The 20,661-nt window shown below is 66.5% G+C and carries 20 protein-coding genes and 1 pseudogene; 8 read left to right on the forward strand and 13 right to left on the reverse strand.

The genetic code is table 11. The features are described from left to right. A partial coding sequence (locus tag WC493_RS07200) for a hydantoinase/oxoprolinase family protein (protein ID WP_373064029.1) occupies positions 1–1,467 on the reverse strand: 1,467 nt, incomplete at its 3' end. Between the two features lie 457 nt (positions 1,468–1,924). Between WC493_RS07200 and WC493_RS07205 the strand changes: the two genes are divergently transcribed. The 6 genes from WC493_RS07205 to WC493_RS07230 all read left to right on the forward strand — a co-directional run bounded on the left by WC493_RS07205 (position 1,925) and on the right by WC493_RS07230 (position 8,429). Beyond that, complete coding sequence (locus WC493_RS07205) at positions 1,925–2,962, forward strand: zinc-dependent alcohol dehydrogenase family protein (RefSeq protein ID WP_373064031.1); 1,038 nt, start codon at positions 1,925–1,927, stop codon at positions 2,960–2,962. A 618-nt stretch (positions 2,963–3,580) separates the two neighbouring features. Beyond that, on the forward strand, positions 3,581–4,348 hold the full coding sequence (locus WC493_RS07210; RefSeq protein WP_373064033.1) for a DeoR/GlpR family DNA-binding transcription regulator: 768 nt from the start codon (positions 3,581–3,583) through the stop codon (positions 4,346–4,348). Further along, positions 4,345–5,403 carry an ABC transporter ATP-binding protein gene (locus WC493_RS07215; protein ID WP_373064035.1) on the forward strand — a complete coding sequence of 353 codons (1,059 nt, stop codon included), beginning with the start codon at positions 4,345–4,347 and terminating at the stop codon, positions 5,401–5,403. The genes WC493_RS07210 and WC493_RS07215 overlap by 4 nt, the downstream gene beginning before the upstream one ends. Next, complete coding sequence (locus WC493_RS07220; RefSeq protein ID WP_373064037.1) at positions 5,400–6,668, forward strand: ABC transporter substrate-binding protein; 1,269 nt, start codon at positions 5,400–5,402, stop codon at positions 6,666–6,668. Before WC493_RS07215 ends, WC493_RS07220 begins: the two co-directional genes overlap by 4 nt. Before the next feature lie 55 nt (positions 6,669–6,723). Then, a complete protein-coding gene (locus tag WC493_RS07225) occupies positions 6,724–7,617 on the forward strand; it encodes a carbohydrate ABC transporter permease (protein WP_373064039.1) in 894 nt (297 codons plus the stop codon). Further along, on the forward strand, positions 7,614–8,429 hold the full coding sequence (locus WC493_RS07230) for a carbohydrate ABC transporter permease (RefSeq protein ID WP_373064041.1): 816 nt from the start codon (positions 7,614–7,616) through the stop codon (positions 8,427–8,429). Before WC493_RS07225 ends, WC493_RS07230 begins: the two co-directional genes overlap by 4 nt. Positions 8,430–8,434: 5 nt before the next feature. On the opposite strand, the gene WC493_RS07235 is transcribed toward WC493_RS07230, so the two are convergent. Continuing rightward, the gene (locus tag WC493_RS07235) at positions 8,435–9,466 is read right to left on the reverse strand and encodes a phosphotransferase family protein (protein ID WP_373064043.1); all 1,032 of its coding nucleotides are present in this window, start codon (positions 9,464–9,466) and stop codon (positions 8,435–8,437) included. 2 nt (positions 9,467–9,468) lie between these two features. After that, on the reverse strand, positions 9,469–10,677 hold the full coding sequence (locus WC493_RS07240; protein WP_373064045.1) for an acyl-CoA dehydrogenase family protein: 1,209 nt from the start codon (positions 10,675–10,677) through the stop codon (positions 9,469–9,471). A gap of 102 nt (positions 10,678–10,779) precedes the next feature. On the opposite strand from WC493_RS07240, the gene WC493_RS07245 reads away from it, so the two are divergent. Next, on the forward strand, positions 10,780–11,460 hold the full coding sequence (locus tag WC493_RS07245) for a TetR/AcrR family transcriptional regulator (RefSeq protein ID WP_373064047.1): 681 nt from the start codon (positions 10,780–10,782) through the stop codon (positions 11,458–11,460). A gap of 311 nt (positions 11,461–11,771) precedes the next feature. Here the strand turns inward: WC493_RS07245 and WC493_RS07250 are convergent, their stop codons facing one another. Then, positions 11,772–12,365, reverse strand: a complete 594-nt coding sequence (locus WC493_RS07250; protein ID WP_373064049.1) for a hypothetical protein — start codon at positions 12,363–12,365, stop codon at positions 11,772–11,774. 218 nt (positions 12,366–12,583) lie between these two features. Between WC493_RS07250 and WC493_RS07255 the strand changes: the two are divergent. After that, positions 12,584–12,693: pseudogene (locus tag WC493_RS07255) on the forward strand (IS3 family transposase); the annotation flags it as partial. Here WC493_RS07255 and WC493_RS07260 read toward each other — a convergent pair. From WC493_RS07260 to WC493_RS07300, 9 genes are all read right to left on the reverse strand, one after another. Then, positions 12,680–13,696 (reverse strand): alpha/beta fold hydrolase, encoded by a 1,017-nt coding sequence (locus WC493_RS07260; protein ID WP_373064051.1) that lies wholly within the window; start codon positions 13,694–13,696, stop codon positions 12,680–12,682. The pseudogene WC493_RS07255 and the gene WC493_RS07260 sit on opposite strands and share 14 nt — an antisense overlap. Then, positions 13,693–14,046: a VOC family protein gene (locus tag WC493_RS07265; RefSeq protein WP_373064053.1), complete on the reverse strand. Its 354-nt coding sequence runs from the start codon at positions 14,044–14,046 to the stop codon at positions 13,693–13,695. The genes WC493_RS07260 and WC493_RS07265 overlap by 4 nt, the downstream gene beginning before the upstream one ends. Before the next feature lie 15 nt (positions 14,047–14,061). Next, positions 14,062–14,826: an amino acid ABC transporter ATP-binding protein gene (locus WC493_RS07270; RefSeq protein WP_373064055.1), complete on the reverse strand. Its 765-nt coding sequence runs from the start codon at positions 14,824–14,826 to the stop codon at positions 14,062–14,064. 51 nt (positions 14,827–14,877) lie between these two features. Further along, positions 14,878–16,236 (reverse strand): type III glutamate--ammonia ligase, encoded by a 1,359-nt coding sequence (glnT, locus tag WC493_RS07275; RefSeq protein ID WP_373064057.1) that lies wholly within the window; start codon positions 16,234–16,236, stop codon positions 14,878–14,880. Positions 16,237–16,300: 64 nt separating this feature from the next. Then, on the reverse strand, positions 16,301–17,281 hold the full coding sequence (locus WC493_RS07280) for an aldo/keto reductase (protein ID WP_373064059.1): 981 nt from the start codon (positions 17,279–17,281) through the stop codon (positions 16,301–16,303). Positions 17,282–17,307: 26 nt separating this feature from the next. Beyond that, positions 17,308–18,480 carry an aromatic ring-hydroxylating dioxygenase subunit alpha gene (locus WC493_RS07285; RefSeq protein WP_373064061.1) on the reverse strand — a complete coding sequence of 391 codons (1,173 nt, stop codon included), beginning with the start codon at positions 18,478–18,480 and terminating at the stop codon, positions 17,308–17,310. A gap of 25 nt (positions 18,481–18,505) precedes the next feature. Beyond that, complete coding sequence (locus tag WC493_RS07290) at positions 18,506–19,594, reverse strand: LLM class flavin-dependent oxidoreductase (protein ID WP_373064063.1); 1,089 nt, start codon at positions 19,592–19,594, stop codon at positions 18,506–18,508. A gap of 97 nt (positions 19,595–19,691) precedes the next feature. Further along, on the reverse strand, positions 19,692–20,018 hold the full coding sequence (locus tag WC493_RS07295) for an ABC transporter permease subunit (protein WP_373064065.1): 327 nt from the start codon (positions 20,016–20,018) through the stop codon (positions 19,692–19,694). After that, positions 20,015–20,620 (reverse strand): ABC transporter permease subunit, encoded by a 606-nt coding sequence (locus WC493_RS07300; protein ID WP_373064067.1) that lies wholly within the window; start codon positions 20,618–20,620, stop codon positions 20,015–20,017. The genes WC493_RS07295 and WC493_RS07300 overlap by 4 nt, the downstream gene beginning before the upstream one ends. Positions 20,621–20,661 lie beyond the last annotated feature (41 nt).

Consider the following 20,661-nt stretch of genomic DNA (forward strand, 5'->3'; position numbering starts at 1 on the left):
TTCGGCCGTGAGCTCGGTCAGGGTCACGTCGTAGCGCTGGGAAATGTCGCAGGAGCCGATGCCATAGGCGGAGAACACCGCCGCCATCCGCGGGATCGAAACGCGGGAGATCCCGGCCTTCTCCGCGACGCCGCAGGCGTTGAGCGGGCCGGCGCCGCCGAAGGCCAGCATCACCGTCTCGTCGCCGATGGTGGTGAAGCGGTGCAGCTCCTCCGCGATCTTCTCCTCGAAGGCGCTGCCCATGCGGAGCAGGGCTTCCTCGAGGCCGACGCCGAGCGGCCCGGCGATATTGGCCGTGACGGCGGCACGGGCGCGTTCGCTGTCGAGGCCCATGCCGCCGCCGAAATAGGAGCCCGGATCGAGCAGGCCCATGAGCAGGCTGGCGTCGGTGATCGTCGCTTCCTTGCCGCCGCGGCCGAAACAGGCCGGACCGGGCACCGCGCCGACGCTGTCGGGACCGATGGTGATGGCGCCGTCCTTCACGCGGAAGACGGAGCTGCCGCCGACGCCGGCACTCCAGATTTCGCACAGCGGAAAGGAGACGGCGATGCCCTCGACACGGCCGCGCCGGGTCGAAGGCACGGTGCCGCGGCTGTACTGGCAGATGTCGGTCGTGGTACCGCCGACGTCGATCGCGACCGTCTCTTCGAAGCCATAGAGCTTGGAATAGGATTTCACCCCTTCCATGCCGCCGCGCGGGCCGGAGGAATAGGTCTTGATCGCCACCGTCTTGGCGACACGCGAAGCATCACCGTCGTTGCGGAAGATCAGCAGCGGATTCTTGGTGCGGAAGGCGCGCAGACGATTTTCCGCGTTGTAGAGGAAGCCTTCCATCGAGGGGTGAAGGAAGGAATTGATCAGCGCCGTCCAGGTGCGCCGGATATGATCCTTGTCGCTGGTGAGATCCGAGCCATAGAGGATCGGCACGGCCCCCAGCAGATGGCGCGGGTACTTGCGCAGGGCGACGCGGGCGAAGGCTTCTTCGAGGGCGCGGAAGTCTTCGCCGCCGAAGGCCACCACCAGGCGCTTGGCGCCGAGCGCGGTGAGCTGGTTGATCGCCTTCACCACATCGACATCGGCGTCCGGCCCGTTCACCGTCGCGGCATCGAGATACACCACGCGGTCACCGACCAGCGCCGCCCAGACTTCCGGGTCCTGTTCCCTCAGGCGGGCGGGAAGCTTCCGCGAGGCGGCGTCGAGCACCAGGCCGAGCTGCGGTCCCTTGCGTTCGCAGATCGCGTTGGTGCCCTGGGTGGTCGAGTAACGGATGAGGTCCACGTCCTCGAGCAGGCGCTTCACGTCCTCGGCGCCGTAGAGCACGGCCGAGGCCTTCTGGATGCCTTCGAAGAAGCAACGGCTGAGGTCGTAGGGCGTGGTCAGCACCTTGGTCTTTTCGACCTTGCCGTCTGCGAATATGCAGATGTCGGTCAGGGTGCCGCCATTGTCGATATTGATCTGCAGGGTCATCTTCGAGGACTCCTCCCTTGGGTCTCGTGGCCGTCGTTTCGACCGCCTTCCTGGTATCTCTTGGAGTGGGAGCCGGCCTGTCACGCCGGCCGGCCCGGCTCTGGACGGAGAACAGCAAGCGCCATGCCAGGGCCCTCGGCGGCCGTGGCGGGGCCGATCAAGCCATTGTTTCAATTATATTTTTTCAGATCCGAGCGGGCCGTCGGCGGGACTGCGCCCGCGGCCGATTTTCGGTCGCACCACCGTCCGGGGCGTCGCCGAAAGAAACGCCCCCATCGAAAGGGGGGCGAGGCGGTACCCCGCCCGCTTGTCGGAAATTCGAACGGCGCGGCCGGACGAACGTCCGATTTCCGTCCACCCGCCGTCCGGCGGCACCCCCGGTTTTCCGGGCTTTCGCGGTTGGCACCGGAATTGCCTCTCCGCTTCCCCCAAGAAGCTCGCGAACTGGAGGAAACCCATGAAGGCGCTCGTCTATCTCGGCCCCGGCAAGAAGGCCGTGGAAGACCGTCCCCTGCCCAGGCTCGGCGCCCCGTCCGATGCAATCGTGAAGATTACACGGACGACGATCTGCGGCACCGACCTGCACATCCTGAAGGGCGACGTGCCGACCTGCCGGCCCGGCACCGTGCTCGGCCACGAAGGCGTCGGCATCATCGAGGAAGTCGGCTCCGCCGTGGGCGCCTTCAAAAAGGGCGACCATGTGCTGGTCTCCTGCATCACCGCCTGCGGCAAATGCGACTACTGCAAGCGCGGCATGTATTCCCACTGCACCACGGGCGGCTGGACCCTCGGCCACACGATCGACGGTACCCAGGCGGAATATGTCCGCATCCCCCATGCCGACACCAGCCTGCACCACATTCCGGCCGGCATGGACGAGGATGCCCTCGTCATGCTCTCCGACATCCTGCCGACCGGCTTCGAATGCGGCGTGCTGAACGGCAAGGTCAGCCCGGGCTCGACCGTCGCCATCGTCGGCGCCGGGCCGGTCGGCCTCGCGGCCCTGCTCACCGCCCGTTTCTATTCGCCGGCCGAGATCATCATGATCGATCTCGACGACAACCGCCTCGCCGTCGCCAAGACCTTCGGTGCGACGGCGGGCGTCAATTCTGGCACGACCGATGCCGTCGCCAAGGTGATGGAACTGACCGGCGGGCGCGGCGTCGACACGGCGATCGAGGCGGTCGGCATTCCGGCGACCTTCGCGCTCTGCGAAGACATCGTGGGGGCCGGCGGCACCATCGCCAATGTCGGCGTGCATGGCACCAAGGTCGACCTGCACCTGGAACGCCTGTGGGCGCACAACATCACGCTGACCACCCGCCTGGTCGACACCGTGACCACACCCATGCTGCTGAAGACGGTGCAGGCGAAGACCCTGAAACCCGAGCAGCTGATCACCCACCGCTTCAAGCTGGACGACATCCTCGCGGCTTACGAGACCTTCGGCAAGGCTGCGGCGACCAATGCTCTCAAAGTGCTGATCGAAGCCTGAGGCCGACGACGCGGTGCTCTGACTGTTACCAGTCAGAGATGGAGTTCGTCCTTTTGAATACCCGACGATCAGCGTCGCGGGTGGCGGAGATCGAAGCAGTGGGAGGGGTGTCGTCCCTGCCACTGCCAGCACGCGCCGGCGGCACAGGCCGAATAACAGCGTCTCGTTGAAAAGCTCGTCCCCCATTCGGACGGGATATGCGGGCGCCGACAGGCGAACCACCGGCGCGCCAGGACCAACGCCAGGAGCCGCGTACTCATGCCCGGCGGTCGCCAGTATTTTCTGGCGACAATTGACCCTCGCCTTCGGCCAGGGGGCCGACCAGCCGGACAGAGCAGAAGACGGCCCGATCGCGCCGGGGACGACGCCGCTCAGCGTGATCACCTCGATCCCACCACCGACCGCCTTTCACTGGGCGGTCCCGGCATAGGCAGCCGAGCCGCTCGCCTCGGACCGCCCCCCGCCCCCCCGGGGGGGGGGCATCCGCTTTCACCATCCATCTGCGACGATCGAACGACGCCATGTTCGGTGTCACGAGATCATCAGGAAAGTGAAACCGGTTCGTTCGCGTCGGCAGCTAGGGTGCGCGGGTTTCGAACGAACACGCGCCGCCACCGAATGAACTTCTCGCCCCGCCAGCAACACATCGTCGACCTCGTCCGCCGCCACGGCTTCATGTCGGTGGACGGACTGGCCGGCCATTTGGCCGTGACGCCCCAGACCATCCGGCGCGACCTCGCCGGACTCCGCGATGCCCAGGTATTGCGGCGCTGTCACGGCGGCGCGGAATATCTGGAGGCGGGCGAGCGGAACCTCTCCTACGACGACCGCAAGATCACCCACCGCGAGGCCAAGCGCGCGATCGGCGCCCATGTCGCCCGGGCGATCCCGGACGGCGCCTCGGTCTCCTTCGGCATCGGTACGACGCCGGAATTCGTCGCCCGGGCGCTGGCGGGCCACGCCGGCCTGACCGTCGTCACCTGCAATTTCAACGTCGCCATGGCGCTGAGCGGCCAGCGCGACAACCGCATCATCGTGCCGGGCGGCCGGCTGCGCCTGCCCGACCGCGACATCCTGGGCGCCGAGGTCGAGGAGATGTTCCGCGCCTACCGGGTCGATTACGGCATCTTCGGCGTCGGCGGGATCGAGCCGGACGGCACGCTGCTCGATTTCGACCGGGCCGAGGTCGGCGCCCGCCTGGCGCTGGCCGCCTCGTGCCGGAATTCGATCCTGGTCGCCGATGTCACCAAATGCGGCCGGCCGGCGCCGGCCCGCGGCGGCTTCCTCGGCGATGCCGGGTCGATCGTGCTGGACCGCGCCCCGCCTCCCGCCTTCGCCCCCCTCTTCCCCGAGGATCGTCTCTCGATCGCGGAGCCCATGCCGTGAGTGATTTCGTCCGCCTCGACGGGGTGACCCGGCGCTTCGACGGCCAGGGCGGGGTCGAGGATCTGTCGCTCGCCGTGCCGCGCGGCGCCTTCACCGTGCTGCTCGGCCCGTCGGGCTGCGGCAAGTCGACCACGCTTCGCCTGATCGCAGGGCTGGAGGCGCCGGAGCGGGGCCGGGTCCTGATCGGCGGGCGGGACGTCACGGCGGCGCCTCCGGCCGAGCGCGGCCTCGCCATGGTGTTTCAGTCCTACGCCTTGTTCCCCCATCTGACCGTCGCGGAAAACATCGTCTTCGGCCTCCGGGTGCGTGGCCTTTCGCGCGCCGAGCGGGCTGCGCGCTTGGCCGATGCACTGGCCCTGACCGGCCTCGCCGGGCTCGAGAGGCGCAAGCCCGCCCAGCTTTCGGGCGGGCAGCGCCAGCGCGTAGCGCTGGCCCGGGCCGTGGTAGCGGGCCACCCCCTGTGCCTGATGGACGAGCCCCTGTCCAACCTCGACGCCAAGCTCCGCCACGGCGTCCGGCAGGAGATCCGCGCCCTGCAGCAGCGGCTCGGCATGACTGTCGTCTATGTCACCCACGACCAGACCGAAGCCATGGCCATGGCCGATTGCGTCGTCCTGATGCGCGACGGCCGGATCGAGCAGGCGGGCGCGCCGGCCGACCTCTATGCCAGGCCGGCGACCGCCTTCGCCGCCGGCTTCATCGGCAGCCCACCCATGGTCCTGCTGCCGGGCGAGCTTCTGGCCGGTGCGCCGGAAAACAGCCTTCTCGGCATAAGGGCGGAAGACATCCGCCTGCTGCCGCCGGGCGACGGCCTGCTCCAGGGCCGCGTCGTCGCCAATGAATTCCTGGGGGCCGAAACCTTCGTTTATCTCGACGTCGGCGGCCCCACCCCGATTTCCGCGCGTGTGCCGGGCCGCTTCGAGCAGGCGCCGGGCACGCCGCTCGCCATCAGTTGGGCCCCGGACGCGGCCCACTGGTTCGACCGCGACGCCGGCCGGCGCCTTGCGGTCCCCACCCCGGCAATGCCGGCCAGTCGAGAGGACCCTTCGTCATGAACAGCCTGTTCCGCGCCGCCGCACTCGCGGTCGGCCTGCTCGGTGCCGGTGCCGCCCCGGCGCTCGCCGAAACCGAACTCACGATGTATTACCCGATCGCGGTCGGCGGCCCCCTGACCCAGGTGATCGACGGCATGATCACCGGCTTCGAGGCCGAGAATCCCGACATCAAGGTGAAGGCCGTCTATGCCGGCAATTACGACGACACGCGCGTCAAGGCGCTGGCCGCGATCAAGGCGGGCCAGCCCGCCCAGCTCTCGGTGCTGTTCTCGATCGACGCCTACGACCTGATCGAACAGGACCTGATCGTGCCCTTCGAGGACGTGGCGAAGAGCGCCGACGACAAGGCCTGGCTGGACAGTTTCTATCCGGCGCTGATGGCCAACGGCCGGATCGACGGCAAGACCTGGGGCATTCCGTTCCAGCGCTCGACCATCGTCATGTATTACAACAAGGACCTGTTCCGCGCAGCCGGCCTGGACCCCGAGCATCCGCCGAAGACCTGGGACGAGCTGGTTTCCATGGGCCAGAAGCTGACCAAGGACGGCCAGTGGGGCATCATGATCCCCTCGACCGGCTATCCCTATTGGATGTTCCAATGCTTCGCCATCCAGAACGGCAAGGAACTGGCGGGCAAGGACGGTGCGTCTGTCCAATTCGACGATCCGGCGGTGATCGAGGCGCTGGAATTCTGGCGTTCGCTGGCGGCCAAATACAAGATCTCGCCGGAAGGCACGATCGAATGGGGTACGCTGCGCCAGGCCTTCGTCAAGGGCCAGACGGCGATGATGTGGCACACCACCGGTAACCTGACCGCGGTGCGCAAGGAAGCCGGCTTCGACTTCGGCGTCGCCGAGCTGCCGGCCCACAAGCAGCCGGGCTCGCCCACCGGCGGCGGCAATTTCTACCTCTTCAAGAGCGCCTCGCCCGCCGAGCGCGAAGCCGCGCTGAAGCTGATCCGCTACATGACCGCCCCGGACCGTGCCGCCGAATGGTCGATCGCCACGGGTTACGTCGGGACGAGCCCGGCCGCCTACGAGACCGAGAAGCTGAAGGCCTACGGCAAGGACTTCCCCCAGGCCCTGGTCGCCCGCGATCAGCTGAAGGTCGCGATCGCCGAATTCTCGACCTGGTCGACCGCCCGCGTCCGCGAAGCGCTGAACAACGCCGTCCAGGCCGCCCTGACCGGCAGCAAGAGCCCGGCCGACGCCCTGAAGGAAGCCCAGGCGACCGCCGACGCCCTGCTGAAGCCCTACAAGAAGTGAGCTGAGGGGGCGGGCGACCGCCCCCGACGCCCCCACCTGCCGACGGGAGAGCCCGATGGACCCGATCCTCCGCAACCGGCGCCGGCGCCAGGCGCTCTACGGCTGGATGCTGCTCTCCCCGTCGCTCGTCCTGCTCTCACTCTTCGCCTTCCTGCCCACGGCGACGACCGCCTGGAGCAGCCTGTTCTCGCGCGGGACGCCGCGCCGGCCGGCGGTCTTCAATGCCCCCGACGGCTATGCCGACCTCTTCGCCGATCCGACCTTCTGGACCGTGGCAGGCAACAACCTGATCTATGCCGCCGTGGTCATTCCGGTCTCGATCGTCCTCGCCCTGGTCATGGCGCTCTACGCCGATGCCAAGATCCCGGCGCGCGGCTTGGTGCGCAGCGCCTATTTCACGCCGACCGTGCTGCCCATGATCGCCGCGGCCAATCTGTGGTTGTTCTTCTATACGCCCGGCCTCGGCGTGATCGACAGCATTACGGCGCTGTTCGGCGCGGCGCCGGTCAACTGGCTGGGCAGTCCGGGGACCGCTCTCGGCGCCGTCATCGTGGTGACGGTCTGGAAGGAGGCGGGTTTCTTCATGATCTTCTATCTCGCCGCCCTGCAGACGATCCCGCCCGACCTCCGCGAGGCGGCCAGGATCGAGGGTGCGGGGCGTCTCACCTATTTCCGCCGCGTGCTGCTGCCGCTGCTGATGCCGACCACCGTCTTCGTCTTCATCAACGCCCTGATCAATTCGGTGAAGATGATCGACCACCTGTTCATCCTGACCAAGGGCGGCCCCGACAACGCCTCGAAGCTGATCCTCTACTGGATCTGGGAAATGGCCTTCTCCTTCTTCGACCAGCCCCATGCCGCGGCCATGACCGTGCTGGTGCTGCTGGTGCTGGCCGCGGCCGCGCTGCTGCAATTCCGCGTCCTCGACCGGCGGGTGCACTACCGATGAGCGCCAGACGCCTGCTCGCCCGGCTCGATGCCGCGGGCGCCCTGCTGCTGGCCCTGGTCTGGGTGGCGCCGCTGGTCTTCGCCGCCTGGGCCGCCGTGCATCCGCCCGGCGCCGCCCTCGACTTCGACCTCGGCGCGCCCCTGACCCTGGCGAATTTCGAGACCGCGTGGGTGGCCGCGCCCTGGGCCACCTATGTCGCCAATACCGTGATGCTGGTCGCCTTCATCCTGGCGGGCCAGCTCGTGCTCTGCACCCTGGCGGGTTTCGCCTTCGCCCGTTTCAGCTTCTTCGGGCGCGATACCTTGTTCGTCCTCGTGCTGATGCAGCTCTTCATCCTGCCGGAAGTGCTGATCGTCGAGAATTACGCCATGACCGCCCGCCTCGGCCTGGTCGACAGCATTGCGGGGATGGGCCTGCCCTATGTCGCCTCGGCCTTCGGCATCTTCCTGCTGCGCCAGGCCTTCAAGTCGGTCCCCCTCGAACTGGAGGAAGCGGCACGGGTCGAGGGCTGTTCCTGGATGGGCGTGCTTTGGCGCGTCTATGTCCCGGCGGCGCGGCCGGTCTATCTCGCCTATGCCCTGGTCTCGGTCGCCACCCATTGGAACAATTTCCTGTGGCCGCTGATCGTCAGCCAGTCGGCCGAGGTCCGCCCACTCACCGTCGGCCTCTCCCTCTTCGGCGCGCCGGAGAGCGGGGTCGACATCACCGTGGTCAGCGCCGCCACGCTGATGACCGTGGCGCCCCTGCTGCTCGCCTTCCTGATCTTCCAGCGCCAGTTCATCCAGGCCTTCCTGCGCGCCGGCATCCGTTAGAGAGATCAAAGCACGTGGCGACCCTCGATCACTTCGAGGCCGCGGCGGGCGAAGCGCCGGGCCAACGGCGCCGTCTCGGCCGCATTGGCCCCTGCGGCATTGCCGAGGCGGGCGCGGTCGGCGATGCCGACAAAGATCACGGCGAAGCGGAACAGGGCGAAGGCCTTGTGGAAGGGCAGCAGCTCGCCCGCCCCCGGATTGCCCAGGTGGTAGCGGGCGACGAATTCCGCCTCTTCCGGCAGGCCTTCCGCCGCCCAGTCGAGCCCGAGGATGCCGCCATATTCGGCGGGCGCGCTGTGCCACGGCAGGACGCAGAATCCGAGATCGGCGAGCGGATGGCCGAGGGTCGACAATTCCCAGTCCAGGATGGCGACGACGCGCGGCTCGGTCGGATGGAAGATCACATTGCCCATGCGGAAGTCGCCATGCGCCAGGCTGACCGCGCCGTCGTCCGGCGGCATATGGGCGGGCAGCCAGTCGGCCAGGCGGTCGAGCTCCGGGATCGGCTCGCTCGCCGACTCGCGCCACTGCCGGGTCCAGCGGGTGATCTGACGCTCGAAATAATTGCCGGGGCGGCCATAGTCGGCCAGGCCCACCGCCTCGGGGCGGAGCCGATGCATGACCGCCAGCGCATCGGCCAGCGCCAGCCACAGGTCTCGGCGTTCCGCCGGCGCCACCGACGGCAGGGCACAATTGTCGAACACCCGGCCCTCGACCCGTTCCATCAGGTAGAAGGGCGTGCCCAGGAGGCCGGCATCGGCGTGATAGAGGATCGGCCGGGCCACTGGCACATCGGTCGGGTGCAAGGCTTCGAGCACCCGGTATTCGCGGTCGATGGCATGGGCGCCACGCAGGATCGGCCCGGCCGGCTGCTTGCGCAGGACCATGCGCCGGCCGCCGTGGGTGACGAAATAGGTCGGGTTCGACTGGCCGCCGCCGATCCGCTCCAACGCGAAATCGCCGGCCGCGCCGAAGCGCCCGTCGAGGAAGCCGCGGAGTGCCGCCGGCTCGAAATCAACCCCGCTCGCCGCCGCCATGATCAGGCCTCCGCCGCCGGCCAATGCCAGAAATTCCGGCCCTCGGTCGCCAGGTTGCGGTCGAGCACCATGCGATGAACCTCGTCGGCGCCATCGACCAGCCGCGCTTGGCGGGCATAGCGGTAGATCCATTCGAGCGGCGTATCCTTGGAATAGCCATAGGCGCCGTTGATCTGGATCGCGGTATCGACCGCCTTGTGCAGCAGATTGGCGACATGGACCTTGGCCATGGAGACTTCCTTCCGGGCATAGCCGCCGCGGTCGAGTTCCCAGGCCGCCTTCATGACCAGGAGGCGGCCGATCTCGATCTGCATCGCGAGGTCGCCCAGCATCAGGCGGATGCTCTCCTTCTTGGCCAGGCGCTCGCCGAAGGCGAAACGCTCCTGGGCATAGGTGCGGGCGATCTCGACGCAGCGCTTGGCGAGGCCGAGCCAGCGCATGCAATGGGTGAGCCGCGCCGGCCCCAGGCGCATCTGGGTGAAGCGGAGCCCGTCGCCCTCGCCCAGGATCAGATTCTCTTCCGGGATCTCCAACCCATCGAACAGCAGCTCGCAATGCCCGCCGTGTTCTTCCGGCCCCATGATCGGAATGCGCCGCTCGACCCGCCAGCCGGGCTCGGCGGCATCGAACAGGAAGGCCGAGAGGCCGCGGCGCGGATCGTCCGAGGTGCGCGCCATCAGGATGAAATGCTGCGCCCCCTCGGCCCCGGTGATGAACCACTTGCGGCCGCGGACGACATAGCGGTCGCCCTTCTTGGTCGCCGTGGTCAGCATCATCGAGGGATCGGAGCCAGAGCCCGGGTGCGGCTCGGTCATGACGAAGGAGGAACGGACCTCGCCCCGCACGATGGGCATGAGCCAGCGTTCCTTCTGCGCCCCCTCCAGCACCTTTTCGAGCACCATCATGTTGCCGTCGTCGGGGGCGGCCGAATTGAACACCACGGGCCCGAAGATCGACCGGTTCATCTCCTCGTAGCAGGCCGCCATGCCGACCTTGCCCAGGCCCTGACCGCCGGTCTCCGGGCGGAGTTGCAGGCACCACAGGCCTTCGGCGCGGGCCTTGGCGCGGAGAAGGGCCAGGGCTTCGGCATTGATGTTCTCATGGGCGTCGAAATTGGCCCGGTCGGCTTCGGCCGGCAGGATTTCCTCTTCGACGAAACGGGCGATCCGGGCACGGAAATCCTCTTCGCGTGCCGGCAGGGTGAAATCCATGGCAACAGCCTCCATTTTTCTATCGAGCGCCCGTTCGATTTTATTAGACTTGAAGTCGCCGCGCGGCAAGGCTTCCCTGAGCAGGCCGGAAAGAGAACGGGAATGGCGACACGCATAGGCCTGCAGGCCGAATTCAGCACCGAGGCCCTGTGCCGCTCGATCCTGGAACGCCACCACGCCACGATCGCCGTGCAGAAGCCCGACTTCGCCCTGCGCAAACTCGAGGTGATCGTCGCCGCCGCGCTGAAACTGTCCAACCGATCGGGCTTCCAGGCCATGTCGCTGCGCGAACTGGCACGCACCTCCGGCGTCTCCATGGGCGGGCTCTATGCCTATTTCGACAGCAAGACCACCCTGCTGAAGATGATCCTGGGCGCGGTCGTGGCCGCGGTCGAACAGGCGCTGTCGCAACCGCCGGAGACGGTGGCGGCGGATCCGGTCGCCCATCTCGGCTGGCTGATCGAAACCCATGTCCGGCTGAGCGAGGTGATGCTGCCCTGGTTCGCCTTCTCCTTCATGGAGGCGAAGAATTTCCCCCCTGCCGAGCGGCGCATGGCGATCGACAGCGAGGAATTGACCGAGGGCTTCCTGGCCCGGGCGATCGAACAGGGCATCGCCAGCGGCCGCTTCCGTCCGGACACTTCACCGCTGCTGCCCACCCTGATCAAGCCGATGCTGCAGGATTGGTATGTCAAACGTTCCAAATACCAGCGCCGCAAGGTGACGATCGAACAATATGTCACCGCCGTGCGGGAAGTCGCCCTGGCCGCCTGCCTGCCCTGAAGACAGGCCGCCCCCGGCACCGTCGATGAGCCGTGAACTGGGCACGCTGCTGACGCGGACGGCCCAAAAAGCGAACACCCGCGGCAGCGTGCGCACGGGGATGTCGTTATCGGTGGTTGCGGGGGCCTGCAATGACCGAGACCAGCACTCGCTACATGTGGCCATCTAGTGCTTCGGCGCACAAGTCCCCACGGACGAAGCGACGAAGCAAATGGCACCTAAAGGAAACGCCGTCTCAAGGTGGGCGGTATGTTGCCTTCCCGGAAATAGAAGCACCGTTTTGAAAAACTGGTAAAACCAAAGCTTGTAGATCAACTTTCCTCAAAATCTGTATTATAGGCTATAAGCCATTGCGGAATTACTTCCAGCCCAGCATCTATTTTTTTTAAAAAAATATCAATATCCTCGTCCCCGAGAGCACATAAATAAATAAATCCGTCTTGAATACCAAGATATCTCTCGCCAGAACTTCCTGGTGAAACCAAATATGCGTGCCCCTCGAATAATAGACAATAGAATACAATATACGACAGTAATAACTTTGCCCGCGTATCCTGCGAATCAATTAATATTGCGCCGCACGCGTTAATTGCCTTTGCCGTTTCGTTGCCGATGAGAGAGGAAAATAAGAACTCTTCCGCGGCCGAAAACCAATTAGAATTGTCAAATTGCACAATATACCCGTCACCATCTTGAAGCCAATCAATAACATGGCGGGAAAAATACAAAAGCGCTCGCCCATCCGATGGAGCTTGACGATTCTTCCATCGGACTTCTTGTGATAATCCATCACGGGCATATTCAATCGATGACCATTCGCTAAGTTTTAGACCGAGACTGGAAAGTATTTCCTCGATCCTATGGCGCTCAAGTGCATGAACACTGTAAGATTCTGCATCACTCATGTTCATTCCTTACATCAAATAAGAGGCTGTACATGAAATGAGAAGCTGATCAACTTGGCACCGACGCAACAAGAAGCCACCAATTAGTAGGCTGGGCGGGAGTGCAATAGGGTACCCGGAAAGGCACCCACGGGACTTGATGTGAGCCCAGAAAACTGGATCGTTCGGCGTTAGAGTTTTCCGGTCTGTTTTCTCTTAGCCGGGAGAAGCGGATGACGATGAAGGCATCGGAGTTTTGGAGGCACAGAAGGCGTTCATCCTGAAGCAGTGGGCGGACGGTGTGCCGGTGTCGGAGATCCGCCGGACGGCCGGACTCAGCCCGGCGACAGCAGTTCGCGCATGGCCGCCTCGATCGCCACGGTCTCGTCCGGGAAACGGCCGGGGGCGCCGGCACAATGGCCATAGGGCGAGGCGAGCGGTCGAAGCTCGGCCCCGGGGACGGCGGCCACTTCCAGCCGGGCTTCTTCCAACGTGAAATAGGCGTCGCGGTCGCAGGGCATGACGATGGTGCGCGCGGTGACGCGTCCGAGCGCCTGGACCCAATCGCCCGCGGCCATGTCGCCGATCTCGGCGGTAATCCAGGTCCGCAGCATGGCGAGGAGGTCGCCGGCGTCGATCGCCAGATGCTCCTCCTCCCAGGCGCGGAGAAAATCCTCCAGGGTCTCGGCGCCGAGCAGGCGGTAGCGCGCCTCGCGGAAGAACTGGGCCGAATAGGCCCAGCCGCAATAGGCCCGGCCGAAGGCGCGAAGCCCGGCCTCGGGCGGGGTCAGATAGGCCCCGCCGGCAAAGCCGCCGTCGGCTTCGAGCGCCGCCTTGACCCCTTCGAGGAAGACCCGGTTCAAGGGCCAGCAGCGCGCCGTGCCGCAGACCGGCAGCAGTGCCCGCACCATCGAAGGAAACAGGGCGGCCCAGTGCCAGGCCTGGATCGCCCCCATCGACCAGCCGCTGGCCAGCGCGATCTGCCGGACTCCCAGCTCCTCGGTCAGCAGGCGGTATTGGGCGCGCACGTTGTCGATGACGCCGACCGCCGGGAACGCCGCCCGCTCCGCCCCCGCCGGCCAATGGCTGGGCGAGGTCGAGACGCCGTTGCCGAACATGTTGGGAATGACGATGAAATAGTGTGCCGGATCGAGCGCCCGGCCGGGGCCGATCAGGGGCAGATAGGAACGGTCCGTGCCCGTGTAATAGGTCGGCAGCAGGATGCAATTGTCCGCCGTCTCGTTCAGGCGGCCATAGGTCCGGTAGCACAGCCGGGCATCGGTGACGATGCCGCCGGCCGCGAGCGGCAGGGGACCGAGGGCGAAACGGCGGAGCGGCGGCAGCGCCGTCACGGCGCCGCCCGGCCGAAGAGTTGCAGCCGATTGCCGGCCGGATCGCGGAAACTGGTGACGCGGCCGTGGGTTCCCATGTCGCGGATCGGATCGACCGCGACGCCGGCCGCCGTCAGGGCCGCCACGGTGGCGTCGAGGTCGTCGACCTGGAACACCAGTATGGTGCCGGTGGCGCCCGCCGGTGCCTCCTCCGGCGCCGCCAGGGCGAAATTGGCGCCGCCGGTATCGAATTGCGCCCAGCGCGTACCGTCCTGGAACTTGAGCGGCAGGCCCAGGACTTCTTCGTAGAAGGCGCGCTGGGCCGCCATGTCCGGGGTCACGACATAGGCGAGCTGAAGCTTGATCGGCATAGTGTTCTCGTCCGGCTAGAGGATCTTGGACAGGAAGGCCTTGGTGCGTTCCTGCTGAGGATTTTCGAAGACGTCGCGCGGGCTGCCGTATTCGACGATGGTGCCGGCATCCATGAAGGCGACCCGGCTGCCCACCTCGCGGGCGAAGCCCATCTCGTGGGTGACCACGACCATGGTCATGCCGTCGAGCGCGAGTGCCCGCATGACGTCCAGCACCTCGCCCACCAGTTCGGGGTCGAGGGCCGAGGTCGGCTCGTCGAACAGCATCAGCTTGGGCCGCATGGCGAGCGCCCTGGCGATCGCCACCCGCTGCTTCTGACCGCCCGAAAGCTCGCGCGGGTAGGCGTCGAGCTTGGCGCCGAGGCCCACCCTTTCGAGCAGCGCCTTGCCCCGCTCGACCGCCTCCTTGCGGGATTCGCCCCGGACATGGATCGGCGCCTCGATCACATTGCCGAGAGCCGTCATGTGGTTGAACAGGGCGAAGCTCTGGAACACCATGCCGATCTCGGCCCGTTTCGCCGCCACCTCCGCCTCACGGAGTTCGTAGAGACGGTTGCCCTCGCGCCGATAACCGACCAGTTCGCCGTCGACGTAGAGGGCGCCCGAATCGATCTTCTCCAGGTGGTTGATGCAGCGCAGGAAGGTCGACTTGCCCGACCCCGACGGCCCGATCAGGCAGAGCACTTCGCCCGCCGCCACGCTGAGGTTGATGTGGTTGAGGACCTGGAAGTCGCCGTAACTCTTACAGACGTTCTCGGCCAGGATGATCGGTTGCTGCATGTGCTGAATCCCCAATCCCGCGCCGCCCGGAGGGACGGCGCGGGCCCCTCGTCAAAAGAAGTGGAGGTAGCGCTCGCTCTCCCAGTCGGAGACATGGGCCATATAGGACAGCCATTCGTCCCGCTTGTAGGAAAGCCAAGCATCGGCCATCAGATCGCCCATCACCGCGCGCGACAAGGGGTCGGCCTCGAAGGCGTCGAGCGCTTCTTCGAGGGTGCGGGGAAGCTGGCGGATGCCGCGGGCTTTCAATTCGTCGGCCGGCAGCTCGTACATGTTCTCGCGGTTGGGCGCGCCGGGGTCGAGGCCCTCGCGGATCCCTTCGAGGCCGGCCGCCAGCACCATCGCCGCCCCCAGGTAGGGATTGCAGGCGGCATCGGCCGAGCGCAGCTCGATCCGCCCGCCGCCGAGCGGGATGCGCACGGCATTGGTGCGGTTGTTGTTGCCGTAGCAGGCGAAGATCGGCGCCCAGGTGAAGCCCGACATGCTGCCCCGCTTCACCAGCCGCTTGTAGCTGTTGACGGTCGGCGCGACCACGGCGCAGATCGCGGGGAGGTGGCGCACCACGCCGGCCGTGAACTGATAGCCGAGGGTGGAAAGGCCGCAGCCCTTGGGATCGGCCTTGTCGGCGAAGAGGTTGCGGCCGTTGGCGAGATCGGCCAGCGACATGTTGAAATGGGCGCCGCTGCCGGTCCGGTTGGCATAGGGCTTGGGCATGAAGCTGGCGAACAGCCCGTGCTTCCGCGCGATATGGTTCGCCATCATGCGCAGGAAGACGAAGCGATCCGACATGGTGAGCGCGTCGGCATAGGCGAAGTCGATCTCGAATTGGCCGAGGGCGTCTTCCTGGTCGAAGGAATAGACATCCCAGCCGAGGCCGTTCATCGCCTCGACCATCTCGCCGAGCCAGCCCATGTTGTCGAGCACGCTGGAGGCGTCGTAGCAGGGCTTGGCGAGCGGGCGGGGCGAGACCTGGCCGCCGCTGCCGTCGTTCTTCAGGACATAGAATTCCGCTTCCATGCCGAGGTTGAAGCGGAAACCCAGGTCGGCCGCCGCCGCGGTCTGGCGCTTCAGGATGTTGCGGCTGCAAGCCTCGAACGGCTTGCCGGAGAGCCAAAGGTCGCTGGCGAACCAGGCCGTGGACGGGTCCCAGGGCAGCACCAGCATGGAGGCAGGATCGGGGTGGGCCGCCACCTCGTCGTCATTCACCTGCTGGGGCACGCCGTCGAGCGCCGCCCCGGTGAACATTTCGGAGCCCGCGAGCATCTGGTCGAGATGGCCGGAGGGCACCATCTTGGTCTTGCAGACGCCATGCATGTCGACATAGCTCGCCATCAGATAGCGGATCTGGCGGTCCGCGATCACCGTCTTCACGTCGTCGGCGGCGCCGGCGACCGGGACTGAGATATTCATTGCTGTGCTACTCCTCGAGCGTGCCGGCCGGGCCGGCGGACGGATGCTTCGGCGCCGCGCGCCATCAGTTGAACTCGACCACCGGGTGGGGCACGTAGGGCGCTTCGAGCGCCGCGATCTCCGCGGCGTCGAGCCTGATCGACAGGGCGGCCACGGCATCGTCCAGGTGATGCGGCTTGGTCGCGCCGACGATCGGAGACGCCACCGGTTCCTTGGCGAGCAGCCAGGCCAGCGCCACCTGGGCGGGCGGCACGCCGCGCACCTCGGCGATGGCGCAGACTGCCTCGACCACCTTCTGGTCCGCCGCCTCGGTCTGGGCATAGAGCTTGCGGGTATATTGGTCGGTCTCGGCGCGCATGGTGCTGGCCTGCCAGGGCCTCGTCAGGCGGCCGCGGGCGAGCGGGCTCCAAGGCGTCATGCCGATGCCTTCGGCCTTGCAGAGCCCGACCATTTCCCGCTCCTCCTCGCGGTAGAGCAGGTTCATGTGGCTCTGCATCGAGATCGGGCGGACCCAGCCGTTCCGCTCGGCGGTGGCGATCAGCTTGCCGAACTGCCAGGCATACATCGAGGAAGCGCCGAAATAGCGGATCTTGCCGGCGGTGACGAGGTCGTCGAAGGTCCGCAGTGTCTCCTCGATCGGGGTTCCATAGTCGAAGCGGTGCATCTGGTAGAGGTCGATGTAATCGGTGCCGAGCCGGCGCAGGCTGGCATCGACCTCGGCCAGAATGGCCTTCCGCGACAGGCCGCCCGAGGTCGGCGAATTGCTCATCGGGAAATAGACCTTGGAGCCGATGACGACATCCTCGCGCTTGGCGAAATCCTTCAGCGCGCGGCCCAGCACCTCTTCGCTGGCGCCGCCCGAATAGGCATTGGCGGTGTCGAAGAAATTGATGCCCAGTTCCAGCGCCTTCTGGATGAAAGGCCGGCTCTGTTCCTCGTTCAGGGTCCAGGGGTGGCTGCCCCGTTCGGGCGGCGCATAGGTCAGGCAGCCGAGGCAGAGGCGGGAAACCTTGAGCCCGCTGCGGCCGAGCGTGACGTAATCCATGATGTTTTCCAATCCGGGTCGGAGGGTCAGGCCGCGACCATGCGGCGGACGTAATCGGAGAGTTGCCAGACGGCGCTTTCGAGATGGCTGACCCGGCCGACCGCGGCGTAACGCGACGAGGCGCCATATTGCTGCATGCCGTTGACCGCCAGGTCCTCGTCGGCGATGCGCATGCCGGCAAGCTTCAGCTCTTCCGCGATCTCGGCGAAATTCGGCAACTCGGCCGCTTCCGGCTGGACCAGCACATGGCGGATCCACTTGGTGCGGTTGGCCGCGACCGGCACCAGCGCCGTCCAATGCACGCGGTCGGCATGGGTGCCGAACATGTTCAGCGGATAGACGAGGTAGAGGCCGCTGTCGCGCTTCTCCTCGTCGGTCAGGCCGGTGAAACCCGGCAGGCCCGAGGTCAGGTTGGTTTCGGTCGGCAGGTCGGGGCGCAGCGGCTGGTGGCTGGCACTCCAGGCACCGTGATCGTCCTCGCCGTAGGAGAGGCCGCCCGGATGTTCCTCCTGCAGGGTCTTCGCATGGGCGCCGATGTGGTGATAGCTCTCCATGAAGGTCTCGACCGCGATCTTCCAGTTGAATTCGCAGGTGAATTCCAGCGTATAGGCGACGATCAGCTCGTTCAGGCGATAGGGCTTCATGCGCTCGGCGAAGCCGCCCAGCCGCGGCGCCAGCGACGGCGTCTCGTCCGAGAAACAGACATAGATCGTGCCTTCCACGACCTCGCTCCGGATGCGCGGCAGGGAGCAGCGCTTGAGGTCGAAATCGGCCACCTGGTCCATGAAGGGGGCGACGACGAGCTGGCCGTCGAGGCCGTAACCCCAGCGGTGGAACGGGCAGGAAAACAGCTTGGTATTGCCCTTGCCCTCGGCGACCGGGGCCCAGCGGTGCAGGCAGGTGCGCGACATCACTCGGACCTCGCCCTCCTTGTCGCGCACGACGACCAGGAGTTCGCCCAGGAGATCGATGGTGAAATAGTCGCCCACATTGGGAATCTGGCCGATATGGCCGACCGGCAGCCATTCCCGGCGAAAGATCCGGGCGCATTCGAGCTCGTAGAATTCGGGCGAGGTATAGGCCGCCGGGGGCAGCGTCTCGGCATGGGCGAGGTCACGGCCGCCGCCGGCCCTGACCGCGTCGAGAAGATCGTCGAGGCTGCGGCTTCCGCTGTTGTGACCCAGGGGGATCGTGTTCATCGTCTGGCCTGTCTTGTCTTGGGGGTCAGCGGGCACCGGCCAGCGCCGGGGCGACGTGCTGGCCGATGCGATCGAGGGGGCCGACGGCCTTTTCGACCAGCGGCAGGACTTCGGCGCCGAAACGCTCGAGCGAGCGCCGCGCACGGGCGATCGGCATGTCGCCGAACTGGAAGAAGGCGTTGTAGTGGACGGGATCGATGCGGCGGATCTCGTCGACCAGGCGTTCCGCGACATGATGCGGATCGCCGATCAGCAGGTTGTCGCGGATCTGTTCGAGCGAGGGTTCGCCCGGGGCGGCGACCGGCTCGACAAAGGGGCCGTCCAGCACGATCCGGTCCTGGCGGAAGGCGGCGATCAGGCGGGCCACATAGCGGGCGCGTTCGGCCGCCTCCAGCGCTTCCTCGCGGCTGTCGGTGACATGGATATATTGCTGCACGGCGACCGGCATCGGACCGGCCAGGCCCGCCGTCGTCCAGGCGGAGCGGGCATTGGCCACCATCTCGACCAGGGCCGGCGTGCCGCGGAAGCCGGCGGTCAGGAAGGGGGTGGCACCATGGCGGGCGAGCCGGGCCAGGATGCGCGGGTCCATCGAGGTGACATAGAGTTCCGGCATGCGGCGATCGCGGGTGCGCAGCAGCACGACCGAATCCGGCACCGAGGCGTAACGCCCCTGGTACTGCACCCGGCCCTGCATCAGGGCCTGCTCGACCACTTCCCAATAGTCGAAGAAGACGTCGGTCTTGGCCGCCACGTCGACGCCGTAACGCTCGAACTCATAGGCCTGGTAACCGGTGCCGACGCCGAGCACGAAGCGCCCCTCGCTCAACTGGTCGACCAGGGCGATCTCCTGGGCGACCCGCATCGGGTGGTAGAGCGGCAGCACGACGACCGCGGCACCGAGGCGAATGCGCCGGGTGACGCCGGCCATATGGGCGGCGAACATCAGCGGCGAGACGCTGATCGAATAGTTGGTGAAGTGATGCTCGGCGAACCAGGCGGTGTCGAAGCCGATCGCCTCCGCGAGGCCGACCAGCGAGCGCATGTCGTCGACGATGCCGGGCAGGCCGCCCGGATTGTCGCGATAGGTCATGAGGTTGAACAGGCCGAATTTCATCTTTCTTCTCCCGGAAGGGCGCAAACCCTCCCCCGACCGGCCGCTGGCCGGTATGCGCAGATCGTTTCGTTGTGATCTATCGGATCTCAGCCGCCGGTCATCGCAGCGCCTTCCGGAAGGCAAAGCCGGCGCTCCCTGCGCTGCCATGAGTGCCGCGCCGGACCCGGCCCTCGATCAGGCGCTGCAGGCCCGAGAAGACGGTGGTCGCGACCAGGTACCAGAAGCTGGCGACCAGCAGCAGCGGGATCGTCTCGTAGTTCCGCGAGTAGATCGACTGGGCCGAATAGAGCAGGTCGTAGAGGGCGATGACCGAGACGAGCGAGGTCGTCTTCAGCATGCCGATGGTCTCGTTCCCCGTCGGCGGCACGATGAAATGCAGCGCCTGGGGCAGGATGATCCGGCGCATCGAGAGCAGCGGCGTCATGCCGAGCGCGCGCGACGCCTCGTGCTGGTCGGCATGGACCGACTGGAGCCGGCGCGCACGATTTCCGCCATATAAGCGCCCTCGTTCAGGGCGAGGCCGAGGATCGCCGCGGTGATCGGCGTCACCAGGTCGTTGAAGGAGCCTTCGAACAGAGTCGGGCCGAAGGGAATGCCGATCGAATAGGTCGGGAACAGGGCCGCCAGATTGTACCAGACGATGAGCTGCACCAGGACCGGCGTGCCGCGGAAGAACCAGACATAGGTCCGGCTGGCCCAGGCCGTCAGGCGCGAGCGCGACTGCCGCATGACCGCGAGCAGCGTGCCGAGCACGAGGCCGATCGCCATGGTGACCAGGGTGAGCCAGACGGTCAGGAACAGGCCCTCGAGGATCTGTTCGCTGAACAGGTAGCGGCCGATGACGTCCCAGCGAAAACGCGGATTCTCGATCACCAACCGGCCCACCTGCACCGCCAGCAGGACGAGCACGGCCGGCACGACCCAGCGCCAGCGCCGCCGCAGCGGCACGACCACCAGTTCCTCGCGCCCGGCATCGGCGCGCGCACCGCTGGCGGGGAGACGGGGGGCGACGGCAACTTCCGACATGGTCGACCTTTCGAGGGCTGGGGGCTTCGGGCTCGGGGGCA

Source organism: Zavarzinia sp. (assembly GCF_041650655.1).
GTDB lineage: Bacteria > Pseudomonadota > Alphaproteobacteria > Zavarziniales > Zavarziniaceae > Zavarzinia.